This is a genomic window from Streptomyces venezuelae (genome assembly GCF_008642355.1).
GTDB lineage: Bacteria > Actinomycetota > Actinomycetes > Streptomycetales > Streptomycetaceae > Streptomyces > Streptomyces venezuelae_B.
In genome coordinates this window covers 5,272,882-5,298,822 of sequence record NZ_CP029193.1, presented here as the reverse complement: position 1 = coordinate 5,298,822, position 25,941 = coordinate 5,272,882, and the positions used below count along the sequence as shown (strand labels likewise).

Below are 25,941 nucleotides of genomic sequence, written 5' to 3'. Positions count from 1 at the left end.
CAGCACGCAGGCCACTGGGGGACTACGAAAGCCCGAAGCCTCGAAGCCCGCCTGACAAAGGCAGCGGCTCCCCGAACGAGCAAGACGACTTACGCAAGTACGCGATTGCGTCCAGCGGCGAAGCCGTAAGCCTGTGCAGCGGCGAAGAGCAAGTACGCGAAGCCGCGAAGTGGTCCAACCAGGAAGCGGCCTATCGGCCGTTCTTGATGTAGACGACTGACGAGGCTCGACTCGCGTACTTGCTCTTCGCCGCTGCCTTCCTCGGGGCCGCGGGGGCGGCCCTCTCGTCAGGAGTCCAGGCTCACGTCCAGTTTCTGACGCCGTTGCTCCTTGCCCATGCCCTTCCACCGTTGCCCTTCACCGTCGTAGGGATGGGGCCTCACGAGGTGGTGGCGGCTCCGATCGATCCGCTGTCCCCCGCCCTGGCCGCGGGCACCGTACCGTCACTCACCAGATCCATGACCGTGTCAGTGTGTTCCCTGATCAGATAGTCCATGGCGTGCTCGGTCGACGACTGGTACTCAAGCTGCTCGCTGTAGAAGCGGAGCCGCTCCTGCGCGTCCTCGATAATCTCGCCCCAGGTCCGTACCCAGATCCGGTACGTGGGCTGGTTGACAGCACATCCAGGCATCCGGTCTTGCTGGTGGGCGAGTTGGCGAAGACCGTCGTCCATGGCATTGCCGACGAGCCAGAAGTCCCAGGTTACCTTGGGGTCCCGGAACCGGTCGTCGTTCATAACCGCTTGCGCATAGCTGTTGATCTGCGTGAACTCGGACATGCCGAGGGTAACACTCGACCTCTTGAGTTCGATCACGAGGTGGTGACGCTCCCCTTTCCGCTGCCGGGCAGCACGGGACAGCATGAGGTCGACGATCCCCCGGCTCCCGTCCTCCCTCAGAACGGGGGCCGGTGCGGGTGTGTCCCGATCGAGAAGACGACAGTGCTGTCTCAGCACCTCGGTCAGACTGCGGTCGCTGACGTGCAGTCCGTACTCCTCGCCGAAGATCCAGCACTCGTTCTCCAGGATCCGGTGCAGCTCCGTGCGTTCCTTAACCCGCCCCTTGGCCACGGGGTCGAAGACGAGGTGCTCCAGGGCAGACAGGAAATCGAGGCGTCCGGTTGTCGCGGTCGACGCCTTGATCAGGGCGGACAGCGGCGTACGATCCAGCAGCCGACTGAGTTCTGCCTGCTCCTGCTTGGAAAGCGCGAATAGCTCCTCGGCGATGCGCAGCACTTCGCCCGGTTCGTGGGTCAAGACGGAGCGCAGAAGCGCGAAGGACACCTTCTGGGCCCTCTTGCTCGCCGGCAAGTGCCGGACGACCGCGGTCGCCACGGCGTCAAAGGTCTCGCGCTCCGCACGCTCCTGGTCGTTGGCGGGCTCACCTGTATACGGGTAGAAACCCTCCGCACGCCACGAGTCGACGAGCTCACGACGACGTTCGTCGGCGCGGGAGCGGAAGTGCTCACGCATACGCTCCCGGGCTTCGGCCAGCACCTCGGCAGCGGGCCCCTCCGGTGTCCAATCGGCGAAGGCGAGGTCGCCGACCGAATCGTCCTCGAACCCCGACCAGGACAGGTACGCCGTGAAGTGGAAGCCGGGAGCCTGGATCTCCGGCTTCAGCTGCGCCAAGGACATACCTCGGCCGTCGCAGAGGATCAGAGCCCGGGAGTACGGACGCGACCATTCGATGATCTTCAGCTGGGCCGGCGGGTGAGAACTGCCCGGTGGAGTCGCCACCTCGTACGTATCGACGTGCACTTGCTCCGAAGCCGGGTCCAGCCGCGTCCCGTCATAGGTGATGCAGATGTCCGGGTACGCCTCCAGGTGGAGCGCGAAGGCGGCAGTGAGCGCGGTACGGGCGGCGTCCTCGGTCAGCTTCTGGAGGTCCTCACCGCCGAACGCCTCGAAGACCGTCCCCGTTGCGTCGGCCGTCGGCTCGGGATCGCTGACGTCGAACTCGTCCATAGAGCTGCGGTCGGACTCGATGACCACACGACGGCGGATCCCCTGCGTACCGCTCACGCTGGTCCAGCGCACCTCACTGCCGAGCGCGAAGGCCCGGACACGGCCTCGCCCGTTCTTCCCGTGCAGCACGCGCTTCTTGACCTCGCTGACCTGCGTGCGCTTCTTCCAGGACGTACCGATCTGCTCGAAGTAGTCGCCGCACTTCTCCGCCGCGATACCAGTGCCGTCGTCGATCACGGCGACCCGGTCGACTCCACCGAAGTCGTTGCGCTCAAGCACGACGGTGACAGTCTCGGCGTCCGCGTCGAGAGAGTTCCAGATCAGCTCCTCGACGGCTCCGACGGGATGGCGCAGGCGTGCCAGCTCCTCGACGTGCCCCCGCCCTACGGTCAACCGAAGCTTCGCCATGGGGTCAGCACCTTCCGCGTCATCGTCATCTAATGGGACTGAGGGGAAGCTGAACACCTCCCCCATCTTTAACTCGCATAGCTGATAAACGTCACTCGATATTTTCGAGCAACGGAAATGCGTCCACTGTCCCTACGGGCTTCAGAGCAGACATGGGGCTGTTGCCGTGGAGAAGGCCCCGTCGGACACAAGTAGTCCTCGCTGCATTCAACGCCCCGTCCATAGCTCGTCAGAGAGCGGTGCGTCATTCAGGCGATCACGGCGACTACGCCAGTCCGGCAGGAAGCCATCCATCAGCTGGGCGAAGCGCTGGCCGTGTCCCCGTTCGAGATAGTGGACCATCTCGTGAACGACGACGTACTCAAGGCACTCTGGATGCTTCTTGGCCAGTTCGGAGTTGAACCACAGGCGGCGGGTCTCTCGGTTGCAGGAGCCCCACTTGGTCTTCATCCGGCGGATACCCCACCACGGCACCGAAACCCCGAGCTTGGTCTCCCAGCGCTCGATGAGCGCAGGGATCGCCTGACGGAGTTGCTCACGACACCACCGGTCGAGCAGGTCGCGACGGCGCTCCTCACTCGTCCCGCTCGGCACGTAGAGCACCATTCGGTCGCCGTCGAGTTCTACATGCGGGCGTCCGGGCCGCTCGATGACCTTCAAGCGTCGTCGCACACCCCACACGTAGTGGGACTCTCCGCTGACCATCTCGCGCACGGACTGACGCTCAGCCGAGCGCAGTTGATCCTGCTGACGCTTGATCCACGGCAACCGCTGGATGACGGCCAGGCGGACCTGATCGTCATCCAGCTGCTGAGGCGCGGCCACCCGAACGCGCCCTATGGGGGGGTACACACCGATGTGCAGGTTCTTGATGTCCTTGTAGACCACGTGGACGTCAATGCCCCGGACCGCGAAACGGGCGCTAGTGGTATTCATGCCTTGCCTTCACCAGTTCAAGGAGCTCATCAAGCCGGTCGAAATCGTCGGGCAGCGCTCGCTTCAGCGCGTTCCGAACCTTCCGCTCCCTTAACGGGTTACCCACCCATGCATGCGGCTTCGAGTGGAGCACCGCGGTGTCGACCTCGACAGCCAGTCGCTCATCGGGGAGGAAAAAGTCGACCAAGGCCCGCTTCGCCCCGTTGTTGGCCCAGGCGGGGTACTTGTACGTTTCGTCGGACTCTCCTCTACCGAGCTGCGCGGCAGTCTCCAACAGTTTGGCGAGGTAGTCCTGGTACTCGATCGCGCCCTGGCGCCGCTTCTCGATTATGGCGTCGAGCAGCTCCGACATCTTGTCGAAGTACTTCGGGTTCGTCGCATGCTCTTCAATGATCAGCTTGCGCATGTTGTTGGCGACCGTCTCGGCGACGGCCTCAGGGCTGCTCTTGATTCCCTTTGGCAGCTTGTCGAGGGCCCCGGCACCCAGTTCGACGATGAGTTGAACGAGGCCGGTGTCCTCGAAGTCGGACACGGTCTCGGACGCGTCCGCCTGGATGTAGGTGTCCAGAAGGAACCGCATACCGGCCTCGTACTGCTTGAAGTCAACGTCCTCGCCGGCTCCGAGCTTCACCTCGTCGCGGACATCCGTGTAATGCCGGATCTCAGCGCGGATGTCCTCTGCCTCCTGGCTGGTGTATCCGGCAGCTTCCATGTCGTTGGCCAGGTTGGCGAAGGCCCGCGTGACCGCGGCAACGGCCTTGTAGAGCTCGACACGCTTGGGCTCGTTGGCCTTGAGCTGCTCGGCATTACCGGGATCGGCCGCACAGAAGTACTGCTGGTACTGGAGCGTGTTCCGGGGCTGCGCAACCACCTCGCAGAGCGCGCGGATTCGTTCCAGCGCCTCATCGAGAGCCTCTCGCGCCTTCTCGATCCGGTCAGTCAGCAGGCCCTCGATGTCCTGTGGCTCGTACCCGTCGAGTGCACCAGACGTGTAGTCGGTGATGGCGTCCTGTAGGGAGTTGAACAGGTCGCGGTAGTCGACGATGCAGCCGAACTCCTTGTCGTCTCCGTCGAGTCGGTTGACCCGGCAGATCGCCTGGAACAGGCCGTGATCGCTCATCTTCTTGTCGATGTAGAGGTACGTGGCGCTCGGCGCATCGAACCCGGTCAGAAGCTTGTCGACCACGATGAGCAGGCGCATCCGGCCAGGCTCCTCGACAAACTGTCGCTTGACCTCTTTCTCGAACTCGTCAACCCTCGTCATGGCAGCGTCTTCGGACTCTCCGAAGTGGTCGGCGAGCATCCTTCGATAGATGTCGTACTGACGCAGCTTCTCCGTCTGGCCTGCGCCGGAGTCCTCCTTGGAGATATCTCCGGGACTCGGGGCGTAACTGGTGACGATGGCGCACTTCCCTCGGAAGCCCGCGTTGCAGAACAGCTCGTAGAACTTGCATGCCTGGTAGATGCTCTCGCCCACGAGCATGGCGTTACCGCGCCCGTCCATCAGGCGGGGCTTGGTCTCCATGTCGAGCAGGATGTCCTGCACGATCTGCTTCGCCCGAGGCTCGGAGGAGACGACCTTCTGCATCGTGCCCCAGCGCTTCTTCAGCTCTGCCTTGGACAGATCGGTCATGCCGCGAGTCTTGGCCTCGAACCACTTGTCCACCTGCGCCGGCGATGTCAGGTGCTGGTCGATGGAGCGGGCCTCGTAGCAAAGGTCGAGCACGACGCCGTCCTCGACGGCCTCGTCGAACTTGTAGGTGTGGATGAACGACCCAAATTTCTCGCTGCTGGTGGCCTTGTCCGCCTTGAGCAGCGGTGTCCCCGTGAACCCGATGAACATGGCACCCGGCAGTAGGTCCTTCATCGCGTCGTGCATCTTGCCCGACTGAGTGCGGTGGGCCTCGTCGACGAAGACGAAGAGGTTGCCCTTGGCCTTGAAGCCCCTGGGGATCCTGGCCTTGAGCTCCTTCATGAACTCGTTGCCAGCCTCGGTCCCGTCCCCACCATCCGCCGAGCTACCGAACTTGTGCACGAGAGAGCAGATGAGCCACTCGGCGGATTTGTTCAGAGTGTCCAGAAGGTCCACTCCACTACTGGTGCGATAGATCTGCTCGTTGACGCCGTTGAAGACCTTCTCAATTTGCTCGTCCAGCTCGGTGCGATCGGTGATCAGCAGGACTCGGGCGTCGTCTTGGTGCTCCCGGATCCACTTCGCCAGCCACACCATCGTGAGCGACTTCCCCGAACCCTGGGTGTGCCAGATGATGCCGCCCTCACGTCGACCGATACGTTCCTGCGCGGCCTTGACGCCGAAGTACTGGTTATGACGGCATGCCTTACGAACACCGGAATCGAAGACGGTGAAGTCATGGATCAGCTCAAGTAGCCGCTCCTTACCGCACATCTGGAGCAGTGCACGGTCCAAGGGCTCCCTGACGTCGGAGGGCTCCTTCCACTGCAGCCAGTATTTCTCAGGCGTATCGATGACGCCGTAGCGCAGGCCCTCCACGTCGTTACCGGCGAGCACAAGCTGGACCGTAGAGAAGAACGACCGGATGAATCCGGGCTTCTGATTCCCAATGGTCTGCCGGATGCCCTCGCTCACCGCCACCCGGGAGCGCTTGAGTTCCAGAGTCACCAGAGCCAGGCCGTTGACGTAGAGCACGATGTCGGGTCGCTTCGTCTGCTTCCCGACGATCGTCACCTCCTCGACGACGACGAAGTCATTGGCCTGTGGATCGCTCCAGTCGATGAGCCAGACCGTCTCGTACTGCTCGCCAGCACCCGGCTTGACCTTGACTCCGTAGCGGAGCAACTCATAGACGGCGCGGTTCGCCTCGTACAGATCACGACCACTACCGAGCGCGGCGGCCTTCTTGAGCTGATCGATCGCTTTGCTGACGAGGGTGCTGCCGTAGCCGCGGGCGCGAAGGTTTGACTCCAGTAGCTCGACCTCGATATGCGAGTTACCAGCGCGGCGCTCCCAGCCGCCGAGGTGGCGGTAGCTCAGCTGCTCCTTGAACAACCGTACGACTCGGTTCTGAGCCTCGCGCTCGACCTGCCCGACGTCGCTCATTCGCTGCCCTCCCCCTGAACAGGCAGGCGGGTTCGGCCGCTGAGCAGCGCCTGCATCATGCCCTGTTTCATGGCGACAGCTTTCACAGAACGACGCTTGAGCAGGGAAAGCTCCTTGTCGAAATCAGAAAGGACCGCCCCAATTGCTTGCTGCTCTTCGAGCGATGGAACCATGAACGTGAGCCTGCAGACGTCTGCGCTGGAAACGGCAGGATAGTTGGAGCCCGCAATAATTCGGCTGATCTGAACATCCGCCAGGTGGCTCATGAGGAGCTGGAACAAAAAGCCGGGATCGCTCGATGAACCAGTTCGCACAATAGCGAAACCGGTCGACGCAATCGGATGCTTCCAGTTGCCACGATACAGGGCATGCGACTGCAGATTTGGGCGCACTGTGCCAAACAGGATGTCATGACTCCGAATAACGCGCCTGGCCCGAGAAGGCGCGTCTTTGAATTCCATTTGAGTAGCGCCGAAAATATCGCCTCGTCGAACATCTTCAAGCGAGATGTAATCGACCTTGCGCCTTGGACTGGTTCCGCTCGCGAGAGACTCAGGGTTAACAGTAGAAAGCTCGGAAATTTTTTTCTCAGACCATTTTTCCGAGAATCCGGGAAGGCGCATCCTCCCCTCGAGAAGCTCCCTCATGAGCCCCTGCTTGATAGCCTGCTTCTTCGCCAAAGCCCTATCGAGTGACTTCAGCAGCCCGGAGATGTCCGAGAGCGCGTTCACAATCGCCTGCTGCTCGGGTTGCCCCGGGAGCGCGAGCGGCAGATCCAGCAACGCCGCTTTCGTTAGCTTGTAGCGACTGGCCCCTTGGCGCGTCAGATGCGTAGTGATGTCGCGATGCTCAAAGTACTGTTGAAACCATTCGACGAGATTGACGCCGTCCGAGCCGATGACGTGAGCGTGATTATTGACGTTGAAGCGCCCACTCGCCAGTAGAGTCATGGGGTGAGTGGCGAACTTGAGGAAATTATCACCGTCCTCACCAATCAAGGCAAACGTGCCGTCAAACCTGTACTCGTTGATATAGTCGAGCACCCCTGTCGGACCGTAGTAGGGGTACTGGCCTGACTTATCTCTCCGCCGCTCCCGGCTGATAGGCAATCGGTTCTGGTTGCAGATCTCGTACGCAGAACCGATAGTCGCGCATTTCCAGTCCGCCGGAATTTCCCCGATAATGGAATCCTGCATGGCCATCACTTGACCCCCATGTCAGCCAAGTGGCCAGCAACCCGACTCTCGAACTCGGCGCATTCACTATCGATTTCCCCAAGGGTCTCGGCGTAGCGGTCGCCGAGCTGCTGGATTCGGTTCACCAGGACGAGCGTCAGGGCCTCAGCTTCGGAGGTAACGCGCGCTGTGACCGTGAATTGCCACTTTGCATCCAGGACAAGCGCCTGCACATCCCTCTCGGTAAGGTCGCCGTACTTCTTCAGCGTGGCAAGGCTGAGCGCAGCTTCCGCTTCCTTGGCCGTCTTCTTCGCTACCGCCTCCGCGTTGTACAGCTTGATCAAATGCGACAGAGCTGCCACTTCGTCAGCGTCCGCACCCTCATGCCGTGCTCTCTTCAGCCGTGCTGAAGCCAGTACCTTGTTGATCTTTTCGTCGTCCATCGCTTCCGCTAGGAGCCCGCCCTCAATGGCATGCTCCTCGACGTACTCCTCGACCAGGCGACTCGCTTCCTCCGATACCGACGTGAGCTCATCAACCTCAGCGCGTTCCTTGGCGAAGTAACGCTCAACGATCAGATTCGGCGGGAGGAGATCCATCCTGTACTTCTCGGCGCTGCGGCCAGTGCCCACCACGAGATCAGGGGTCTCGAAGAGTTTTCGGTCCTTGTCGATCACGATCTTGCGCGGCTTGGCGGCTTCGAGCCAGCCGTCGTTCATGACCATGAAGACGTCATCGTGCATGACGTCGTGCCAGTACGTCATGAGCTGTTCGTAGATGTGGTACTCATCCAGCAACGGCACTGGTTTAAAGCGGCTGAGCAGGTCGTCGCCGAGGTCGGTGATGAGGTCGTTCGGCCGGGTAGTCTCGTCGATCGCTTCGAGCTTCTTGCGATGGGCGGCGAACCACTCGGTGGTGAACGCCCGGGCCTCTTGGGTGAACTTCTGGAACTCGGGCGATTCAAGGATCGTCTGCTGAACGTGGCTGACATCGATGGTCAGGTCGCTGTAGCCGGGACGGTTCGGCTGGAACAGCTGACTGCGCAGCTGCGGGAAGGCATCCCAGTAGCCACTGAGCGCGTCGAGGTCACGGTCAGGGATGCCGCCGTACAGGTGCGCGTGGAGGTCCTGGATGTCCTCGGGCTCGGAGGAGTCGATGTATCGGGGGATGTTGAGGTTGTAGTCGTTCTTCGGATCGGCGATCTCCGACAGCGGAACCATGCGCGAGTAGCGGTCGATCGTGGTCTGTCGCGTGAAGACGTCGACGATCTTGTGGATGTCCTGACTGCGGAGGCGGTTCTTGTTGCCGTCCTTGATGAAGCCCTTGGACGCGTCGATCATGAAGACGCCGGTACGGCCGACGGCGTTCTCCTTGTCCAGAACGATGATGCAGGCCGGGATGCCAGTCCCGTAGAAGAGGTTCGCGGGGAGGCCGATGATGCCCTTGATGAACCCCTGCTTCAGGAGGCGCTGGCGGATGTCGGCTTCGGCGTTGCCGCGGAAGAGCACGCCGTGCGGGAGGATGACCGCCGCCTTGCCCGTGCTCTTGAGCGACTTGAGGATGTGCAGCAGGAAGGCGTAGTCGCCGTTCTTCTCCGGCGGCCGGCCGTACTCAAAGCGGCCGTACTCCTGCTCCAGCCCGTTGCTCCAGGACTTGATCGAGAACGGCGGGTTGGCCACGGCGAAGTCGAACGTCTGGAGTGCGCTGCCGTTGGTGAACTGAGGGCTGGTGATCGTGTCGCCCTTGAGGATCTCGGCGTCCTCGTTCCCGTGCAGGATCATGTTCATCTTGGACAGCGCCCACGTGGCGTTGTCCTTCTCCTGGCCGTAGATCGTGATGCCGCGCGAGGTCTCGGCGGCGACCTTCAGGAGAAGCGAGCCGGAGCCACAGGTCGGGTCGTAGACCGTCTGGTCCTGGCGGGTGGCCTTGGTGATGCCGACCACCTTGGCCAGCACACGGGATACCTCGGCGGGGGTGTAGAACTGCCCCTTGCTCTTGCCGGACTCCGTGGCGAAGTGGCGCATGAGGTACTCGTAGGCATCGCCGAGGAGATCGTCGCCCTCGGCTCGAGAGCCTCGGAAGTCAAGGTCGCTGAAGATCGTGACCAGCTTGGACAGCCGGTCCTGGATCTCTTTGCCCTTGCCGAGCTTCTCCTCGTCGTTGAAGTCGGCGAGGTCGATGACGTTACGCAGGTCGTTCGCTTCGGCCAGCCGGCTGATGATCTTGTTGAAGCGGTCGCCGATCTCCTTGTCACCCTTGGCGGCGACCATGTCGTCGAAGGAGCCGCCGGGCGGTACGTCGATGAGACTGTCAGGGTCGGCCTTGGCCTTGTCGGAGACGTACTTCACGAAGAGCAGCGTGAGGATGTAGTCCTTGTACTGGCCGGCGTCCATCCCGCCACGCAGCTCGTCGCAGCTCTTCCAGAGCGAGCTGTACAGGTCTGTCTTCTTGAGGGCCAAGGCTCTTCTTCCCGGTATGTCATGGCGGTCGCGCGGGCCGCCAACCCTGATGCCTGCGGCGTGACCTTACGTCGCGCGGCCGTTTCCAGCCGTCGATGCGAGTTCCACGCAAGCGGCAGCCGAGTCCACCCGGGAAGCGTAGTAGAGAAAGCGGCAGAGCTGCCTTGTATGGGAAGAGAGGCACCTCGCGGCCGACGCCAAGCAGAGCCGCCCGGCGGGCGGGCCACAGAGCGAAGACGGCAGTCGGCTGCGGCGGCCAAAGGATGCACCTTCAAGAAGACGCGAAGACGTACGAGCGCCACGGAACCTGATCGGGCGATGTCAGGTGATTGCCTGACAGGCGAGGGACGGGTCCGGTAGATCTGTGCCCGTGACTGACTCCACGCCCAGCGAACCCATCCCCGAGGACGGCGAGCCCACCTCTTTCGCCAAGGCGAAGGGCTGGGTCAGCAAGCACAAGCCGAAGATCCTCGCCGTGGTCGGCACGGTCGGCGGCGCGGCTCTGGCCGTCGCCGTCCTGGCCGCTAGGCATGCCGAGGAACAGAACGTCGCCGAGGAGTCCCAGGACACCGGGTCGGCCGCCGACTCTGCAGAGGAGAAGGAGCAGCGGAACCCGCCCACCAAGCACAACGTCGCCCCGCACAAGAGACGGCTCGCAGACGGCCGCGAGATCGACGTGTCGGGTTACGAGCGGGGCGGCTCCTCGGAAGACGAGGACGAGGACCCCGGCGAAGCCGCGGCCTGAGCGCTTCTCATTCCTGTGCAGTGCCGACGGATGCCCTGCAGAACGGTTGGATCGCCGCTGACCTGCGGCTTCTATCGCCGCCGGAGGGAGCGCCACAGCTGCCCCGTCGCCCCTGGAACCGTGGCAGAACCCGAGCTGCTAAGACGCGGCGGCCGACGACGGGCCCCTTCGGGGGTCGTACCCCCCACCCCCGCTCTCACCTCTGGCTCTTCACGCCGCCCGAGGCCGTCCGTACGATCCGCGCATGATCAAGCTGACGTGGGCCCTGGTGGCCGAGCACGTGGACGAGTGGACCGGGGACGACGCGGCGCAGGGCGCGGCCGTACTCGAAGCCAGGGTGGGGGCCTCGGTCGAGGCGAGCGGCATGAAGCCGGAGGCCGTGCAGCATTGGCGTACGGACTTCCTGACCCCCGTGGTCACGTCGCTGCGCACGGAAGGCGCGGCAGCTCTCGCCAGGGGAGAATCATGGAGCCGGGCGGCCGGTCCGTTCATGGCCTGCGCATCCCCGCTCAGCTGAACACAGCCCGTCTCGTGAGCCAGGCAGGCTGACCGGCTCGCCGAGTGGCGCGGAGCCTTGGAGCCGCGATGAAGCTCAGGGCTCAGCTGTGCGCCTTGCGGCGCGTTCCTCCTTCTCCCGGAGCATCGCCTGGTAGGCCGCCTCCACCTGTTCCGTCGGGAAGCCGAACCTGTTGAGCACCCACCAGACATCCTCGGCCGTCGGCTCCGGGGCATTGGCCAGCTGTTGTTCGATCCACTCCCCCTTGGTCATCGTCTTCTTCGGCTCGGAACGCTTCGCCATGGGTTTCGTCCTGTTCGATCTCAAACGGAGGCCCGTGTCTGTGTCGCGTGCTGGGGGCCGTCGGCATCGCCTCCAGTGCGTCTGACGGCAGCTGAAGCAAGGGACGCTCGGGTCGTCGTCACCCCGCCCGCACCACCAGAGCGAACGACGTGCACACCCGCCTGAATCCCTCGTGGCTGGTGCGTCCCGTGTGCCCCATGCACTCGATGTCCACGGCCGCCCCGTCCTCGGAAGGCGTCGCCGACCAGTCGCAGCGGAGGCACTCGGCCTCGAACGTCATGTCGGTGTCTGGGTGCTGGGTGATCCGATGCGTGACGTACCGCAGCACAGCGCGGGGCATTACTCGCCCCCGTGCGCGTCCCGCAGGTGTGCGCGCAGGGTCACGTTCATGTCGGACACCTTGGAGTAGTCCCAGACCGACCCGGCGTTGGCCCGTTGTACCGCGAGGCCGGGGCAGTCCCGGCAGCCCGGGACGGGTTCCGGCCGTGCCGGCGGTAGGGAAGAAGCCACCGGCTCCGGCAGCGTCGACGGCTCTCCGTGCATCTCGTATGCCTCCCCGCATCTCGTCGAGAAGGCCATGGTCAGCCGGTCCGAGGGGCCGAAGCTAGGGCGTTTCCCGTTCGCGCAAGAACGCGTCCCGGATGCCCTCGACTAGGTCGCGCATTGCGTCCCCGGCAAGGGACACGGAGGCGAAGCGGTCGAACTTCTCGACGTACAGGGAGACGTCCCGTGGGTCGGTGACGACCACCTCGGCGTGTGTCGTCTCGACCGTCACCACACGGTCGTCCCGGATGACGAAGGAGTGACCGGGCACGTCGCGCTGCGGCGCGTCGAGGGGGACCACGCGCACGTCCACGTTCGGCAGGCGGGACACCGACACGATGCGGTCCAGCTGGCCCGCCATCATCGCGGGCGGAAGGAGACGCCAGCGCAGGACGGGTTCCGTAACCACGAAGTGCAGGGCTTTGCTGGTGTCGTACAGGACGCGTTGCCGCTCGATCCGGGCGGAGACCGTACGGGAGAGCTGTTCGTCCGTGAGGCCCTTCGGCTCCAACACTGCCCGGATGTACTCGGGCGTCTGGAGCAGACCGGGAACCAGGGACGGCTGGAAGAGGCGCAGGAGCGTCATCGAGGACTCCAACGCCCTGATCTGCTCCTGCTTCTTGTGGTAGCCCATGCGCCGAAAGAGGCGCCATGCGGTTGCCTCTGTGGCCTGTGCGCGGGCTACAGCAAGGTACTCGGCCTTGATCTCCGGGGACACGTCCAAAGCCGTGAGGATGCGTTCCACGTCCGCCGTCGCCGGGGCGACACGGCCGTTCTCGATCTTCGACAGCTTGGCGGTCGACATGACTGCGCTGCGTGCGACGGCCTTGGCCTCCTTGCCGGACGCCTGCCGCAGCGCCCGCAGCGCGGCGCCGAGTTCTGCCTGATTCACGCTGCTCCGTGCTTCCCCCACCGCTCGGTGAAGGGCACCGACATGGCCAGGGCGACGCTTCGATACGTCGCGTACTCGGACTCCTCGCCCGTGGGCAACGCCCCCTGTGCCGGGACGAACGTCGGCCCGCTGAACGCGCCGTTCTCGTCGTAGTTGAGCACCACAGGCTCGCGGCCGTCGAAGAGCCAGAAATCGGGCACACCCTCCAGCGGATTCGGGCGGTCGGTCGTGTCGAGGATGTGGAACTCCTCACCCGCCGTCATGTTCGTCTGGTAACCCCAACTCAGCTCGTAGCGGAGGTACGGCGTGAGCGGGCGGGACAGGACGTGGACGCGCACCATGCGCTTGCCGCTCCCCGTCGCCTTTCGTACGCTCTCCAGCCAGTCTGCGTTGTAGTCGGCGGGCTTGGTCTCCCCCCGCGAGGAAGGCACGGAAGGCCGCAGGGTTGCCCGAGTTGCTGTAGTCGTCGAGGGTCTCCAGCCGGAACGCCTCCTCCTGGAAGGTGGAGAAGCGGGCAGCCAGGTCGTTAGATGCGCTGATCACGGATTGCCTTCCGGATGAGGTCCATCGGGATTTCCACCAGGGATTCGCCCTCCGGCACGTCGAGACCGTGTCCCTGCACGATCAGGGTTCCCTTGTCGGTCGCATACAGGGTGGGACAGTCCCCGTTCTCACAGGTGGTGGCCAGCTTCGTCAGCCTCATACGGTGCCCCCTCGTTCCCGTGCTCCGGTGTCCCGTTCATCGTTCCCAGCCGGCGGCCTGCACAACAAGAGGTTCGGGTTTCCAGAACGGGAAACCGGTCCGCCGTCGCTTCGTCCGGGTCAATCCCTTCGGCTGTCCTCCCCTCTCCCACCGGAGCCCCAGGTCAGAGCCTCCGAGAGTCGCCGCCAGGGTCAGCACCGAGTCAGCACACGACCCGGAAACAGCCTGAATCCGTAGGAGAAAACAGGAAGGGGCCAGACCCGATGATCTGGCCCCTGACCTGGGGATTCATGCTCTGACCAGCCACGTTAGCCGATCAAGGAATCAGGCACTACACGTTGAAGCGGAACGTTCAATGCAGAGCTCCGACCTGCGAAAACGTGGCTTCTCAAGATCGCATCCAGCACAGATCCAGCACGGTAGGAACTTAACCAGCACACCCAGCACATCAGGCAGCCGGACCGTACTCGCCGGGCTCTTCTGGAGCCTCGCTCTCGACCTCGATGGGCACCGGCCCGATGGCCTTCTGCATGATCGCACGGCAACGGTCCCACGCCTCCGGGACGAGGTGCCCGTAGATGTCCACCGTGGTCTTGATCGACTTGTGGCCGAGCCACCGTGAGACCTCGTGGATCGGGATGCCGGCCGCCAGGGCGGTCGAAGCGAAGAAGTGGCGGAGCGAGTGCGGGTGGTACTTCGGCTTACCATCGGCGTCCACGAGCCCGGCCAGCCTGCACGCCTTCTTGAAGTGGTAGCTGTACGTGTTGGCGGTGGGCATGGTGCCCTTCCCGCGCTCGCGGGGCGCGAAGAACACCGCGACCTGCCGGGACTTCCCGGCCGCGTTCTGGAATGTGAGCGGGATCGGCTCCCACAGCTCAACGTGGGCATTGATCTCGTCACAGACGAACGGGGCCGCCGGTACGTCGCGGTACTCGCCCTCTTCGCGATGCTTGAGCGGCACCAGGCGGGTCTTGCAGTCGTCGCGGTGGGCCTTTGAGCTGATCTGCCAGCGGACGCGGATCACGTCGTTGCGCAGACATCCGGTGTGGAAGGCGAGGGCCTCGCTCACTCGCAGCCCGGCTCCGGCCTGGAGCCAGACGGTGAGCTTGTACTGCGGCGACATGTGCTCGTGGAGGAGGCGGACCTCGGGGAGGGTGGGGATCTCATCCTCGTCGACCGCGTGGTTGCCTGGCGCGGTCTTCACATCCTTGGTCGGGTCCTCCTGGATGACCTTCTCTTCCTTGGCCGACCAGAACATGTGCTTCACGAGCTTCATGCGGTCGTGGACCGTGCTGGCCGCGAGCTTCTTGCTGATGGCCGCCTTGAAGTGTTCGATGTCCCGCTTCGCGACTCCGGCCATGGTCTTCCGGCCGAGCAGGGGTATGAGGTGGGTGTCGATGAAGCCCCGGTAGTTCGAGTAAGTGGAGTCGCCGATCACCCGGCGGTTCAGCCAGTCTTCCGCGTAGGCTCGAACCGTGATCTTCCCGGCCTGTGGGTCGATGAAGGTTCCGTGGTCCTTGTCGTTCTCGACCTTGGCGGCGAAGGCGTCTGCCGCCGTCTTCTTGGTGAAGCTTTCTTCCCGCTGCCGTGCGGTGCGCCCACCCGGCTCTCTGTACCTGACGGTCCAGTCGTGGCCGCAGCGAACCTTCCCGCAGGGGTAAAGCGGGCTTCGCTTATCTGTCTTGCATCTCTGAAAAACGGTAGCCATGTGGCCCCCTTTCGTGCTGGGGCAGGGCTGTGCCGTTACCCGTAGTGTTCGTCGAGGTACGCGACGATGTCGCGCTCACGGAATCGGAGGAGGCGGCCGACCTTCTGGGGCCGCAGTCCCCACGTCCGGTACTTGTTCTTGACGGTGGTCTCGCTGACCTTGAGCCACGCGGCCACCTCTTCCGGCGTAAGGAGCCGGTTACTGCCGCCCTGGCTCAACGGGCGGGCCTCTCGCCTCGCTGCGCGTCGGTGAGCGAGTGCACTGTCTCCCAGGCCAGTGCTGCCGACTTCAGCGCGCGCTTCTGATCTGCCTTGAGCCTTCGGATGCGGGCCGGCACGAGCGCCGGATCGGAAAGGCCAAGGAGCTTGGCCGCCTCGGCGAGCAGTTCCTTCGGGTCCTCAACCGGGGCGTGGCCGGGCTGGGAGTACACCCGGCACTCCTGACCCGAGACGCCGAGGACCCAGCCCCAGCCGTTCGCGAGCGCCTTGTCGCTGTGCTTCAAGCGGCGGCCCCGGTGTACTCGGCACGGGACTGCGCGGTCAGGTGCCACATCCCGTAGTCGCATTCGTAGTACCGGTTCTCGCGGTACAGGCCGCGCCGGGAGCCCTTGCGGTCGACTGCGCGGTGCCGCATGGCCTGAGCACGACCGAGGGCCTTCTCGGCTGCCCGCTCGTCCTCGTAGGCGCGCTTGTTGCCGCACGGGCAAGTGCGGAACTCAACTGATCTGATACTCACGGCGGTTGTCCTCACTTCTCGAATCGGCTGCATGGGCAGGTGGGTATCTGGCAGGCGCCTCGGGCGGCGCTCGCGGCGGAGTGGGTGAACGGGGCGTGTCCGCACTCGGGGTGCTGGCAGTAGCCCTTCCAGCCCTTCTTGCCGTCGATGTTGGCGAGTGTGACGCCGGGGCTGTTGAGCTTGACGAGTCGTCCTGTGCCGCCGATGGCGAGCTTGGAGGCGAAACTCTTGGCCTCGGCCTCGTTGCCGAACGGCGCCCAGTTCAGCCCGCGGCTTCCGTCACTCCAGGTATGGACGAGGGCCACCCAGTCGCGCATCTGGAGGATGTCGGCGACTTGCTTGATGACCGCTTTGGCCATCTGGTCGGCACTGCTGAAGTCGGGGTCCTCCAGCAGTGCCTTGACCGCTTCGACCTCCTCCTTGCGGGGGGTCAGTCGCATCAGTCGTGGATCTTCACCGGGAAGGCGAAGAAGCGGGACGTGACGGCTGCTCCGACCCCGGTTACGAGGTAGGCGTCTGTGTCGATCTTGCGGGCGGTGTCTTCTTCGGCGTCGGTGAACACGGCTCCGATGGGCAGAGCATTCAGGTCTTCCGGCGTCGTGATGGTGGCCATGGGGCTCCTCCTCTTTCCTGGTTCAACTTACCCCTTCATGGGCACAGGTTCAAGTTTGCCATTCAAGTGCGCAGAGATCACCCGAAGCACCTCCCGGCCCAGCTCCTCGGGGCTACCGGTGTTCTCAAGGACCGCGTCGAAGTCCCACCCATCGAGGGCCGTTTCACTGCTGTGCGATGCCTCGCGGATGGCTGGCTGATCCGGGCGGACGAGCTTGATGACGATGCCGCCGCGCTTCCGGATCTCCTCGGCCTCGTTGGGGAAGCGCACGTCCGTGATCACTGTCGGCGCGTCGGGCTCCAGGTCGTTGAAGAGGGCCCTCACCCACACATCCTCGCCGAGCACGGTCCGGCCGGCCTCGGTCCCGCACCGCTGCATCAGGCCCCGGAGATCCCAACTGAAGTCCTTCACCCGCTCCCACCCGTGCTTGTCGACCTCTTGGGCCAGGCCGTCAGGCTCGGCCGTCTCCACGGTGTCGATCATGGGGTTGAGCGCGTACAGGAAGCGCTTCATGGGGTCGGCGAAGGCTCGGCGCTGCCAGGTGCGTTCCCCATCCAGCGCGGCGAGCGCCTGGGCGGCCGTGTCCTTGCCCGCTCGGGCTGCACCCGCGATGCCGATGAGGGGGGCGGCCGGTCGTACGGTCGGGGGTTCGTCCTGGGTGCTCTGCTCGGTGTCTGGCGCGCGGGCCGGGATCGGGTCGGGCATGGGGGCTTCGAGGAGCTCGACCTCCCACTCCGGGAGCGTCGTCACCCAGTTCTGACGCGTGGGTGCGGCTTCGAGGCGCGGGTCAACGTGCAGTCGGATGACCTTGGTTCGCGTGCCATCCCAGGCGGCCGTCTTGTGCATGGGGTCGGCCACGAGGTAGCCCTCTCGGGTGACGGTGTGGCCTCGGGTGTCGCGGCCGACCGCGCGGACCTTCTGTCCGGCCTTGAGGTCGGTGAGCTTGGCTTTCATGGTCACGGTGTCTTTCTTTTCGTTCGCAGCCACAGGCGCGGCGGGGTGGTTGTAGATCTCGGCGAGGTAGGTGCGGAGCGGCGGTTCCCATGGCACTCCGAGGAGGGCGCCCATCACGGCGCACCCCATCGGAGGGGCGACGACATCGCCGATCTGCTGCGTGCAGGACGAGCGGGAGCCGGTCCAGGGGTAGCCGGGGCGGAAGCCGACCAGGAGCGCGGCCTCGTCGAGCGAGAAGCGCCGGTCTTTGTCGTGCTCCCAGTACCAGCCGCGGATTTTCGAGGTGATGCCGGTCGCGGGCTTGTCCGCGCTCCAGCAGTTGCCGCCCGCTGTCTTGCGGACTCCTCTGGTGTTGACGCGGATGCCTTCGGGCCAGCCGAGCGCTTCGGCGGCCGTGGTGGTCGGGATCGGCTCCTTGGGGGTCAGGGCCTCCATGTCGACGTAGGAGTGTCGGGCCGCCATCAGGAAGACGCGCTTCCTGCGGCTGGCGAGGCCGTAGTCCACGGCATCCAGGACGCGGTACTCCGCGCTGCACCAGTCGGCCGACCACAGTTCCTCGCGTATTCCGTCGAGGATGCTCTCCGGCAGGGCCGAGCTCTGTTCCATGGCCAGCCAGCGGAGGTTGTCCCACTGGGCTGTCAGGGCGAGCGACCAGATCAGCACCTCGGCGATCAGGCCGATCCGCTCGTCCGTCATGTCGGCGATCGGTGACCGGACTTCGTCGAAGGTGAGGAGGGGCCCGGTGAAGCCCGAGTATCCGTCCCAGTCGGGGTTACCGCAGATCAGGCACTCGCCTTCCCACTCGCACGGGCCGCTGTCGTGCCAGTGCCCGAAGGTGGCTTCGAAGGCCATGGTGAACACGTCGAGAAGGAGTTCCTGGTTGCGCGGGTCCTGCCCGGCGCGCTTTCCGGCCGGTGTCCAGCACTGGCACGGCGCGGTGACGATCAGGCCGCGCACCCATCGAAGCGCCGGGTTCCAGGGGTCGAGATCGCGCACGTCCATGGTGATGCGCTGGAATCCGGCTGTCGTCGCGGTGGCCGAGGCGTCGCGGTTCAGCTCTACGCCCACGATGTCGAGCTGGAGGCCGAGCACGTCGCGGATTCCGACCTCCAGCCCTCCGGGGCCGCAGAAGAGGTAGACCACGCGGTCGGGTTCTCCGGGTTCGGGCTCGAACAGCCATCTGGCGGGGAAGGGGGCGGCTATCGCCTCCAGCTCCTCTTGGGATCGTCCGGTCAGATCCGGCTCGATCCTCGGGCCGAGGGCGCCAGCCGTGTCGAGACGGATCAGGGACATCAGATCGTCTCCGAGTGGGCCCAGGTATCAAGCAGCTCGGGCGTGCCCTTGAAGATGGCCTCGACCATGCACATCGGGTCGTCTTCGAAGATCCAGCTCGGCTCGATGGGCGCTTCGGCGTCGGAGGGACCGTTGGGGTAGCTGTCGACGATGCGCTGAGCCACCAGCGGGTAGGCGGCTTCCCGCATGTTTCCGCTGAAGCCGTGCGGCACCTCAACCGTGCAGACCATCGACGGCATGTCGTACGAGACGCCTTCGGAGTCGCTCTCCCAGCGCACGACGAACGTCACGGTGAAGGTGTCGGCGCTCACGCGGCCTCCCCCAGGCCGTAGGTCTCGCGGTGCCGTCGCGGCATGTCGACGGGAGCGTGCCAGACGAGGGGCTCGTGCTCCTGGCGGAGGGCGTGAACGGTCAGGTGCTCGGCGGCCTCGTCCCGGCCGGCCTGGTGGGCGTGGTCGAGTACGGCGGTCAGGAGGGCATCCGGGGCGACCTCGTACGGGGAACCAGCCCACTTGATCTCGTGGCGGAAGTCGATGGTCGGCTGGTGCTGGTAGATGTGCACCGTTGCCTTGCCTCCGCCCCACAGGAGTGTGATCCGGTAGGTGTCGTTCGTGAAGTAGCGGGCTTCGTCGCTGTTGAGCGCGACGGCGCCGTGCGTCGTGGCCATCAGGTACCGTGCCTTTCGTTGGGCTGGCGTGTTCATTTGGCTGGCATCGTCAGGCGGGGGACACCACTCCCCCGCGACCCGGCTCACCACCGGGTTTCGCCCACGGGCACCCCTCCCCACCTCGTATGGGGAGGGGTGCTTGCGTTGAAGCAGACGGTCAGAGGTCCGTGCCGTAGATGTCGGTCACGTCGCGGGAGATGTCGTGCGCGTCGTCGGTGTCGTGCGCGTCAAGCCACTCGTCCTCGTTCTCGTCGAGCCAGTCCTGAAGGGCCTCTTCGTCGTCGGCAATGTCGGCCGGGACGGTGACGGTGGCCTCCACGTCGGTGACCGTGGTCTCCGTGACCTCGAAGCGAACGGTCAGGGTGACGGTCTTGGGCTCGGTTACGGTCGTCACTTGCTCTCCAGTCGGATTCGTACGCGGCAGGGGGCGCAGGTCAGGTCTTCGTCGAGGAGCTCGGGCACGAGGCCGCACCCCAAGCACGGTTCGGTGTTGCGGTCGGTCATGAGCTAGCCCTTCAGCGCGCGGTCGAGGACCGGCCAGTAAGAGGGGCAATCCGAGTCGGGCCAACCGTTGCGCTTGCCCCACTCGCGGCGGGCCTGGGCGGCGCACTGCTCGCACATGAACTGGTCGCCGAGGACGTGCCTCGTCCAGGGGCCCCGGCCGCGCACCTTCCCCCGGCAGGTCTCGCAGGGACCACCACCGCGGATGTGCTGATAGACGAGCGTGGTCTTCCCGTTGAAGGGTGAGGTTGACCAGACGGCCGCGTGACCGTGCTCCTCGGCCCGCTCGTGGGCGAGCTTGAAGGCGTCGCGGTACCCGTAGTCATGGAAGGTGCCCTCGACCTGCTCCATGCGGTCGTGGCAGTAGAGGCCGTGGCTCGGCGCATCCGGGTCAGGGCAGACGTACACGTCGTATCGCCAGCTCACTTCGCTCCCTCCTTCGTGGCGTCCTGGAGGGCGTCGAGGATCTCGGCCATGGCGGGGCTCGGCCGCTCCTCCTCGGGGAGCAGCTCGGCGGGGAGGCTGATGAGGAGCCTGTGCGTCTCCTGGGAGAGAGCGAGCAGGGTGTACCACTCGGCCGTGCCGGGGTCGAAGTCCTCACGCCAGACGGTGACTTCGCGGCACATGCTGAGAACCCTGCGGATGGAGTCCTGGAGGTTTTCCATGTCGGCCTTTCAGGCTTCGGGAGGGGTGTCGTGGGCAATGCAGGTCGACCGGCGGCACGGGCGGCCGAGCGAGGCAATGAACTCGTGGTGGGCATCGAGCCCGGCCTTCAGCCAGTCGTCGCCCTCGACGAACTGGGGGCGCTTCTCGGCCCAGAGCTCTCGGGCCCACTCGATGTCGCGGACCTCGTGAAACTCCGAGGCCCCGTGTTGGCGGATCAGGTCGACCCAGGAGGCCCGAGCGCGGTCGTAGGCGCTGCGGGAGTGGTTGTATCCGGAGGCCGGATCGATGTCCTCCATGGGGACGCCAGACTCCAGGCAGAGGGCTATCCGGGCGTCGGCCATCGACGTGGCGCGGTCCGGGCACCGCAAGTTGGCGGCGGCGTAGAGGATGAGGGTGGCGCGGCGCATGGTGCCTTTCGGGCAGGGGGCCGCCCCGCCAGTGACAGGGCGGCCCAGGGCGTACGGGTGTGGTCAGGCAGGCGTGGGCGTCATGCCGCGATGGATCGGCCGGCACGGGTCCCGACGCGCTTCGCGCCTATGTCGGCCCGGCGACCGGCGGCCGAGCCCTCCTCGAAGGCGGAGGTCCGGCGTGTACGCGGCTTGTACTCGCCGACGCCGCTCGGGTTCGCCTCGTCGGCGGCCCGCTTGGCGATGGCCGCGCGGTCGGCGAGGACCAGGGCGACGGACGTGCCGTGCACGGCCTCGGCCTCTCCCTTGGCTCGCGCTTCGGCGTCCTTGATCCGCTGGACGACGGTGTACGTGAAGCCGCGCAGCCACGCCTTGCGGTGGGTGGCGAGGGTGGTGGACTCCCACCATTCGGGGCGCGTGGCCCGCAGCCCGTTGGACGCCTGGAGCGAGAGGGAGGCGTAGAGCATTTCGGCGCGCTCGATGTCGGACTCGAAGCCGTAGAGCTCGACCGTGTACGTGAAGCGCTTCTCTCCGCGCTTGCGCATCTGGCTCAGGATCGGTTCGACGCTAACCGCCTTGGCAATCAGCCCGGCCAGGAGTCGACGCTCCGAAGCGTACGAACCCTCAATCACGATGGTGCGCTGAATGACCTTGTCGGTAGTCGGGTCGGACGCGGCCAGCATGGCGCGCTCGATTCCGTACTTACCCATCAGTTCGGCGGCCTTGCCGAAGTACGCCTCCGATTCCTCGGGGGTGACTCCGGGGTCCTCCGCCTTGGCGAGAATGGCGCGGATCTTGGCAAGGGTTGCCTCGTTGGACATGTGACTCTCTTTCGTGCAATGCGGCTGGCATCATCAGGAGGCGGACACCACTCCGCCCCGACACCTCCTTCCGAAGGTGTTTCGCCAGTTACTTCGTCGGGGAATAGGCCATCAATTCGGTGAGCCAATTCTTAATGTCTGCAAGGGACTTGGCGTGCCTCGTGGCCGCGTCGGCACCCTGGGCGATGTAGGTACGAGCAGGGCCCTGCACATCCGGGAATTCGCGGTTAAGGCGGTCCGCTTCCACAAGGTCGGCAGCTTGGCGCCGAATGACGGCGACGTGCACGGCCTTGCCCGAGACCGCGACGAATTCGATAGCACGGTCACAGGAATCGATTTCATCGACAGCCCGGCCGAGACGCACGCGGGCGTCACGCATGTCGCTCGCTTCGGCCTTCCGTTCGCGGATTACGTCGAAGATGCCGGACAGAGTGCGCCCGTTGTTCCTCTCCGAGAATCGGCGGTGCTGGTTCCGCAGCTCGATCACGTTGTTCTCAAGCCGTTCGATCTCGATGCGTAGTGCCCGATCGAGCTCGGCGGCGTAACGCGCAACGAGCGCACCGCAGTTGTGACCGTAGGTTTCCGCGTTCATGGTGCCTCTTTCGTGTAATGCGGCTGGCATCGTCAGCACCCGGACACCACTCCGGGTGGACCTCCTTTCTGGAGGTTTCGCCATTGCTTACTTCATGTGTCCTTCCGTTTTTGGGCAGGGCGGAGTGCCGGCCTGGGGATAGACCGGCCCTTGGGATTTCGGGATTCAGGCCCCGATAACTTCGGCCTCTTCGATGTCGTCCGAGTTCTCCGACTCGTCCGGCTCCTTGCCCATCTCGTAGTGCTTCATCCAGAGCTCACCGGCGTCCGGGCGGCCAGCCGCAGCCAGCAGCGCGGAAAGCGCCGACACCTCGCCGTACGACAAGCCATCGGCCTGGTGCAGAGCGGTAAGCGAGTTGTCGAAGGCATCGGCGAACTGGGCAACGGCGCAATTCAGCGCACGGTGCGTCTGGGCCGTCACGCGGGCCTGCACCTCGGCCTCCATCGCCTTGCGTCGCTCCGCTTCGAGGAGCGCCTCCAGGGCGTCGATCTCGTCGAGGGAGTGGTAGAAGGCGTGCAAGGCCAGGCGGCTGACCTCGGCCCGAAGCTTGCGGCGCTGAACCCAGTTCGTAATGAAGGGAATTCGCATTTCATGCCTCACGTGCGGTGTGTTCTGCGTGCTTTGGCTGGCATCGTCAGCACCGGGACACCACTCCCGATGGACACCCCCTTTCAGGGTGTTTCGCCGGTTCAAGTTAGCCTTTCAGGACCGAGAAAGATCGTGATTGTGCGTGACCTCCTGGACGTGGATTCCGTGCGGGTGCATCACTCCGCAATCGGATTCGCCGCACTCGCACTCGTCGCGAAGGATCTGCGCGTGCATCTCGGCACAGCCCTGGGCGTACTGCCAGGCAGACCACAGGGACGTGAACACCGACTCGGCGTCCTTCTCGTACCCCTCGCGCTGCGTCACCCGGACGCGGCCGGACGCTTCGGCCTTGACCTCCCAGTGCCCCAGGAGTTCGGCGACCTCGTTCCAGACACGCACGTCGTGCGCAGGCTCGCATTCGCCCTCGAAGGTGCAACCCGTACCGTCACAGTGGCCCGTGAAGCAGTGCGCGGCTTGCGAGTTGTCGCAGTCGCCGTCTCGGTTGCAGCCCTCGCAGTAACGGCGACCGTAGACCGCGTTACCGCAGCAGTCGCAGTTGTGGGCTCCGCGAACGATCTCCTCGGACTCGTCTTCGAGCAGCTCCCACCCTTCGGGTACGAACAGCTCAACGTCGTCCGGCTCCTCGGAAAGGTACTCCTGGATGTACGTCGTCTGGGTCGCCCCCGGACAACCGGGGTACGGCTGAGCAACGATCAACATCAGGTTGTACGCCGCCTCGGACGGAGGGACGATCTTCGCGTTCATGTTGCCTCGTTTTCGTGTTCGTTTGGCTGGCATCGTCGGCACATCACCGACTCGTCAGGTCACGGGCACCACCCCGTGACGACGCTCGACTTGAGCGTTTCGCCACGAGGGACAGGCCGGCCGCGGGGCAGACCTGTCCCCCAGACCCCGCTACGAGCGGGGGCGGAAACCGTTCGCCGGTACGAGATCGCCGGACTCGGATCGGCGCAGCATGTTCGCCGTCCTCACCTCGATCTCGTCAGCAGGCAGGAGACACAGGCGACACCACCGCTTGAACTCCCCTGGTTTCGGTGCAGGGTTGGCGATCTCAATCACGTCCCCACACCGCGCCATCGGAGCGGACTCCGACACGTGGTCGAGGGTGTGGAGAACGCTCCCCTGGCGTCCCGGCTTGAACCCCACTTCAGACATCTGGACCCATCCCTCATGAGGGGCCACCCTCCCACCTCGTATAGGAGGGCGGTCCTCGTGGTTCAAGTTAGCCAATCAGCCGAAAAGAAGGGCGTCACGGCAGGATCGAGAGCAGGGTGGCCGTCAGCATGTCGGCCACGTCCCGCGCCTCGTCGCGCTCAGCACGGAGCACCTCCTCCTCCAGGATGGAGGCGAGGATGGTCACCGCGTGCGCCTCCCGCTCCTGGCGCAGCTCGGCCCGCGTCGCATCCAGCTCGCGCTGGACAGCGAACAGCCGCTCCGTCAGGTGCTCAGCCTGGACCGCGAAGTCGCAGCCCTGGACATCCGTGACCTTCTTCAGGTTCACACCGGGGTACGCCTTGAACGTGGTGCTGGACATGTGTCCTCTTCTCGTACGGGCCGGGACATGCCGGCCTGGAGATACACCCCACCTCTTGATGGAGTGCTGGCACCCAACCGACCGAAGCCGATTGGGTCTCAGCACACCACCGAGCCGAAGCCCGGCGGGTGCTCACACGTTCGTTGTAGGCAAGGTGTCGGGTGCGGAGTTCTGCCGCAGTCGCGGCCCTCACGCACCTTCGCAGTCATCTATCCATCGCAGCCCAGCCCGCCCCACGTGGGCATTAGAGGCTGGTGACGGGCGCTTTCGCGCTCCAGTCCGCTGCGGAAATTCGCGTTCACTATTGAGTTCTCAAGGGACAGCAGCTTGCTTTCTACTCACCACCCCGAAGGGCCGCTTTCGTCCGCGCCTACCAGGTCTTTCCCCTGGCGAGTCACCGCACTTCCGGCCGCAGTTTCCTGCCACCCGCCCTACTCCTCCCCAGGTAGTCAGCCACCTGAAAGGGGGCCCGCCGATCACCCGGCGGTGGTGCACCCGATGCCCGGATGCTGGCGTGAAGGTCATCCGCTCACCCCCTGGGGGCCTCGCGGTGGCTCCGACCCTAGCGGATCTTCGCCATTTGGTTCAAGTTCGCCTTTCGGCTTCGAGTGAAGCGGACCCCGCGACCCTTGCGAGCCCCGGCCTTCCGCTTCGGTCCGAACCGTATCAGGTCCGGGCCAGTGGTTCAAGTTCGCCTTTCGGCTTCGTTCCCACACTCCCCCGACCCTTACGAGCTGGGGTTTCTGCGGTGAGCCCCGACCCTAGCGGGCCAGTCCTCGTTGGTGCAAGTTGGCCTTTCGGCTTACTCGCAGCGTCCCCACTCCGGTCATTCGCTGGCCGTCCGGGTCCCGCCTCCATGGCTTCGTGTCTCGGTCGGCCGCTGCGGTGTCCGTCGTGGCGACGGGTCAGACATTGGCTTAGTTGAACCAAGCGGCGCAAGCCCGGCGTCCGCGATGTCCGAATAGTCTTCCGCATTGTCCGGATTCATCCTCGCCTCGCCTGCCCGGAATGCCCGGATTCAAGCGCGCCCGGCCCGGCCTACTCATGCCCCGGCCCGGATGAGGCGCGCGTTCCACTGCGCCGCGCGTCGCGCACACGGAAGATGTCCGGTCCACCCGTTCTCGCGCCGTTCTCGT

30 protein-coding genes, 5 other RNA genes and 1 pseudogene are annotated in these 25,941 nt (G+C 64.9%); 2 read left to right on the top strand and 34 right to left on the bottom strand.

Annotated features, from left to right (window positions below; translation table 11 throughout):
• Window positions 1-379: 379 nt before the first annotated feature.
• From DEJ47_RS24815 to DEJ47_RS24795, 5 genes are all read right to left on the bottom strand, one after another.
• Window positions 380-2,374, bottom strand: a complete 1,995-nt coding sequence (locus tag DEJ47_RS24815) for an ATP-binding protein (RefSeq protein ID WP_150171761.1) — start codon at window positions 2,372-2,374, stop codon at window positions 380-382.
• Window positions 2,375-2,581: 207 nt separating this feature from the next.
• Window positions 2,582-3,262, bottom strand: a complete 681-nt coding sequence (locus DEJ47_RS24810; RefSeq protein WP_223828493.1) for a M48 family metallopeptidase — start codon at window positions 3,260-3,262, stop codon at window positions 2,582-2,584.
• Window positions 3,263-3,296: 34 nt separating this feature from the next.
• Window positions 3,297-6,389: a type I restriction endonuclease subunit R gene (locus tag DEJ47_RS24805; RefSeq protein WP_150171757.1), complete on the bottom strand. Its 3,093-nt coding sequence runs from the start codon at window positions 6,387-6,389 to the stop codon at window positions 3,297-3,299.
• Window positions 6,386-7,591 (bottom strand): restriction endonuclease subunit S, encoded by a 1,206-nt coding sequence (locus DEJ47_RS24800; protein ID WP_150171755.1) that lies wholly within the window; start codon window positions 7,589-7,591, stop codon window positions 6,386-6,388. Before DEJ47_RS24800 ends, DEJ47_RS24805 begins: the two co-directional genes overlap by 4 nt.
• A complete protein-coding gene (locus DEJ47_RS24795; RefSeq protein WP_150171753.1) occupies window positions 7,591-10,023 on the bottom strand; it encodes a type I restriction-modification system subunit M in 2,433 nt (810 codons plus the stop codon). The genes DEJ47_RS24800 and DEJ47_RS24795 overlap by 1 nt, the downstream gene beginning before the upstream one ends.
• 370 nt (window positions 10,024-10,393) lie before the next feature.
• On the opposite strand from DEJ47_RS24795, the gene DEJ47_RS24790 reads away from it, so the two are divergent.
• Together DEJ47_RS24790 and DEJ47_RS24785 are read left to right on the top strand one after the other, a co-directional pair.
• Window positions 10,394-10,768 carry a hypothetical protein gene (locus DEJ47_RS24790; RefSeq protein ID WP_150171752.1) on the top strand — a complete coding sequence of 125 codons (375 nt, stop codon included), beginning with the start codon at window positions 10,394-10,396 and terminating at the stop codon, window positions 10,766-10,768.
• 244 nt (window positions 10,769-11,012) lie between these two features.
• Window positions 11,013-11,285 carry a hypothetical protein gene (locus DEJ47_RS24785; protein WP_100571972.1) on the top strand — a complete coding sequence of 91 codons (273 nt, stop codon included), beginning with the start codon at window positions 11,013-11,015 and terminating at the stop codon, window positions 11,283-11,285.
• Window positions 11,286-11,360: 75 nt separating this feature from the next.
• Here DEJ47_RS24785 and DEJ47_RS24780 read toward each other — a convergent pair whose 3' ends face one another.
• The 29 genes and pseudogenes from DEJ47_RS24780 to DEJ47_RS24650 form a co-directional block, all read right to left on the bottom strand.
• Window positions 11,361-11,567 (bottom strand): hypothetical protein, encoded by a 207-nt coding sequence (locus DEJ47_RS24780; protein WP_150171749.1) that lies wholly within the window; start codon window positions 11,565-11,567, stop codon window positions 11,361-11,363.
• Between the two features lie 118 nt (window positions 11,568-11,685).
• Window positions 11,686-11,907, bottom strand: a complete 222-nt coding sequence (locus tag DEJ47_RS24775) for a hypothetical protein (protein ID WP_150171747.1) — start codon at window positions 11,905-11,907, stop codon at window positions 11,686-11,688.
• Window positions 11,907-12,110 carry a hypothetical protein gene (locus DEJ47_RS24770; RefSeq protein WP_150171746.1) on the bottom strand — a complete coding sequence of 68 codons (204 nt, stop codon included), beginning with the start codon at window positions 12,108-12,110 and terminating at the stop codon, window positions 11,907-11,909. The genes DEJ47_RS24775 and DEJ47_RS24770 overlap by 1 nt, the downstream gene beginning before the upstream one ends.
• A 61-nt stretch (window positions 12,111-12,171) precedes the next feature.
• Window positions 12,172-13,002 carry a helix-turn-helix domain-containing protein gene (locus tag DEJ47_RS24765; RefSeq protein WP_150171744.1) on the bottom strand — a complete coding sequence of 277 codons (831 nt, stop codon included), beginning with the start codon at window positions 13,000-13,002 and terminating at the stop codon, window positions 12,172-12,174.
• A pseudogene (locus DEJ47_RS24760) lies at window positions 12,999-13,545 on the bottom strand (DUF6879 family protein). The gene DEJ47_RS24765 and the pseudogene DEJ47_RS24760 overlap by 4 nt, the downstream one beginning before the upstream one ends.
• Window positions 13,529-13,705, bottom strand: coding sequence for a hypothetical protein (locus tag DEJ47_RS36560; protein ID WP_190415546.1), 177 nt, complete (start codon window positions 13,703-13,705; stop codon window positions 13,529-13,531). Before DEJ47_RS36560 ends, DEJ47_RS24760 begins: the two are co-directional and overlap by 17 nt.
• Before the next feature lie 448 nt (window positions 13,706-14,153).
• The gene (locus DEJ47_RS36555; RefSeq protein WP_190415545.1) at window positions 14,154-15,413 is read right to left on the bottom strand and encodes a tyrosine-type recombinase/integrase; all 1,260 of its coding nucleotides are present in this window, start codon (window positions 15,411-15,413) and stop codon (window positions 14,154-14,156) included.
• Window positions 15,414-15,448: 35 nt separating this feature from the next.
• Window positions 15,449-15,631 carry a helix-turn-helix domain-containing protein gene (locus DEJ47_RS24750; RefSeq protein WP_150171742.1) on the bottom strand — a complete coding sequence of 61 codons (183 nt, stop codon included), beginning with the start codon at window positions 15,629-15,631 and terminating at the stop codon, window positions 15,449-15,451.
• The gene (locus DEJ47_RS24745) at window positions 15,628-15,915 is read right to left on the bottom strand and encodes a hypothetical protein (RefSeq protein WP_150171740.1); all 288 of its coding nucleotides are present in this window, start codon (window positions 15,913-15,915) and stop codon (window positions 15,628-15,630) included. Before DEJ47_RS24745 ends, DEJ47_RS24750 begins: the two co-directional genes overlap by 4 nt.
• Window positions 15,912-16,148, bottom strand: a complete 237-nt coding sequence (locus tag DEJ47_RS24740; RefSeq protein WP_150171738.1) for a hypothetical protein — start codon at window positions 16,146-16,148, stop codon at window positions 15,912-15,914. The genes DEJ47_RS24745 and DEJ47_RS24740 overlap by 4 nt, the downstream gene beginning before the upstream one ends.
• A gap of 11 nt (window positions 16,149-16,159) precedes the next feature.
• A complete protein-coding gene (locus DEJ47_RS24735) occupies window positions 16,160-16,588 on the bottom strand; it encodes a hypothetical protein (protein ID WP_150171736.1) in 429 nt (142 codons plus the stop codon).
• On the bottom strand, window positions 16,588-16,761 hold the full coding sequence (locus DEJ47_RS36550) for a hypothetical protein (protein ID WP_190415544.1): 174 nt from the start codon (window positions 16,759-16,761) through the stop codon (window positions 16,588-16,590). The genes DEJ47_RS24735 and DEJ47_RS36550 overlap by 1 nt, the downstream gene beginning before the upstream one ends.
• A gap of 27 nt (window positions 16,762-16,788) precedes the next feature.
• Window positions 16,789-19,008 (bottom strand): DNA cytosine methyltransferase, encoded by a 2,220-nt coding sequence (locus DEJ47_RS24730; protein ID WP_150171734.1) that lies wholly within the window; start codon window positions 19,006-19,008, stop codon window positions 16,789-16,791.
• The gene (locus DEJ47_RS24725; RefSeq protein ID WP_150171731.1) at window positions 19,008-19,319 is read right to left on the bottom strand and encodes a hypothetical protein; all 312 of its coding nucleotides are present in this window, start codon (window positions 19,317-19,319) and stop codon (window positions 19,008-19,010) included. The genes DEJ47_RS24730 and DEJ47_RS24725 overlap by 1 nt, the downstream gene beginning before the upstream one ends.
• On the bottom strand, window positions 19,316-19,675 hold the full coding sequence (locus DEJ47_RS24720; RefSeq protein WP_150171729.1) for a hypothetical protein: 360 nt from the start codon (window positions 19,673-19,675) through the stop codon (window positions 19,316-19,318). Before DEJ47_RS24720 ends, DEJ47_RS24725 begins: the two co-directional genes overlap by 4 nt.
• A 34-nt stretch (window positions 19,676-19,709) precedes the next feature.
• An RNA gene (locus DEJ47_RS24715) (hammerhead ribozyme type II) lies at window positions 19,710-19,777 on the bottom strand.
• Between the two features lie 55 nt (window positions 19,778-19,832).
• A complete protein-coding gene (locus DEJ47_RS24710; protein ID WP_150171727.1) occupies window positions 19,833-20,069 on the bottom strand; it encodes a hypothetical protein in 237 nt (78 codons plus the stop codon).
• Between the two features lie 113 nt (window positions 20,070-20,182).
• Window positions 20,183-20,602, bottom strand: a complete 420-nt coding sequence (locus DEJ47_RS24705) for a hypothetical protein (protein ID WP_150171725.1) — start codon at window positions 20,600-20,602, stop codon at window positions 20,183-20,185.
• Window positions 20,599-20,802, bottom strand: coding sequence for a hypothetical protein (locus DEJ47_RS24700; protein ID WP_150171723.1), 204 nt, complete (start codon window positions 20,800-20,802; stop codon window positions 20,599-20,601). Before DEJ47_RS24700 ends, DEJ47_RS24705 begins: the two co-directional genes overlap by 4 nt.
• 48 nt (window positions 20,803-20,850) lie before the next feature.
• On the bottom strand, window positions 20,851-21,249 hold the full coding sequence (locus tag DEJ47_RS24695; protein ID WP_150171721.1) for a hypothetical protein: 399 nt from the start codon (window positions 21,247-21,249) through the stop codon (window positions 20,851-20,853).
• Window positions 21,250-21,329: 80 nt separating this feature from the next.
• Window positions 21,330-22,070 carry a DUF2786 domain-containing protein gene (locus DEJ47_RS24690; protein WP_150171719.1) on the bottom strand — a complete coding sequence of 247 codons (741 nt, stop codon included), beginning with the start codon at window positions 22,068-22,070 and terminating at the stop codon, window positions 21,330-21,332.
• Window positions 22,071-22,088: 18 nt separating this feature from the next.
• Window positions 22,089-22,157, bottom strand: an RNA gene (locus DEJ47_RS24685) — hammerhead ribozyme type II.
• A 1-nt stretch (window position 22,158) separates the two neighbouring features.
• Window positions 22,159-22,662, bottom strand: coding sequence for a hypothetical protein (locus DEJ47_RS24680; protein ID WP_150171717.1), 504 nt, complete (start codon window positions 22,660-22,662; stop codon window positions 22,159-22,161).
• 17 nt (window positions 22,663-22,679) lie between these two features.
• Window positions 22,680-22,745, bottom strand: an RNA gene (locus tag DEJ47_RS24675) — hammerhead ribozyme type II.
• An 82-nt stretch (window positions 22,746-22,827) separates the two neighbouring features.
• Entirely contained in the window at window positions 22,828-23,262 is a 435-nt protein-coding gene (locus tag DEJ47_RS24670) for a hypothetical protein (protein ID WP_150171715.1), read from the bottom strand.
• Between the two features lie 19 nt (window positions 23,263-23,281).
• An RNA gene (locus DEJ47_RS24665) (hammerhead ribozyme type II) lies at window positions 23,282-23,349 on the bottom strand.
• Between the two features lie 15 nt (window positions 23,350-23,364).
• A complete protein-coding gene (locus DEJ47_RS24660; protein WP_150171713.1) occupies window positions 23,365-24,015 on the bottom strand; it encodes a hypothetical protein in 651 nt (216 codons plus the stop codon).
• 41 nt (window positions 24,016-24,056) lie between these two features.
• Window positions 24,057-24,120: hammerhead ribozyme type II (locus DEJ47_RS24655), an RNA gene on the bottom strand.
• A 400-nt stretch (window positions 24,121-24,520) separates the two neighbouring features.
• A complete protein-coding gene (locus DEJ47_RS24650; protein ID WP_150171711.1) occupies window positions 24,521-24,805 on the bottom strand; it encodes a hypothetical protein in 285 nt (94 codons plus the stop codon).
• Between the last annotated feature and the right edge of the window lie 1,136 nt (window positions 24,806-25,941).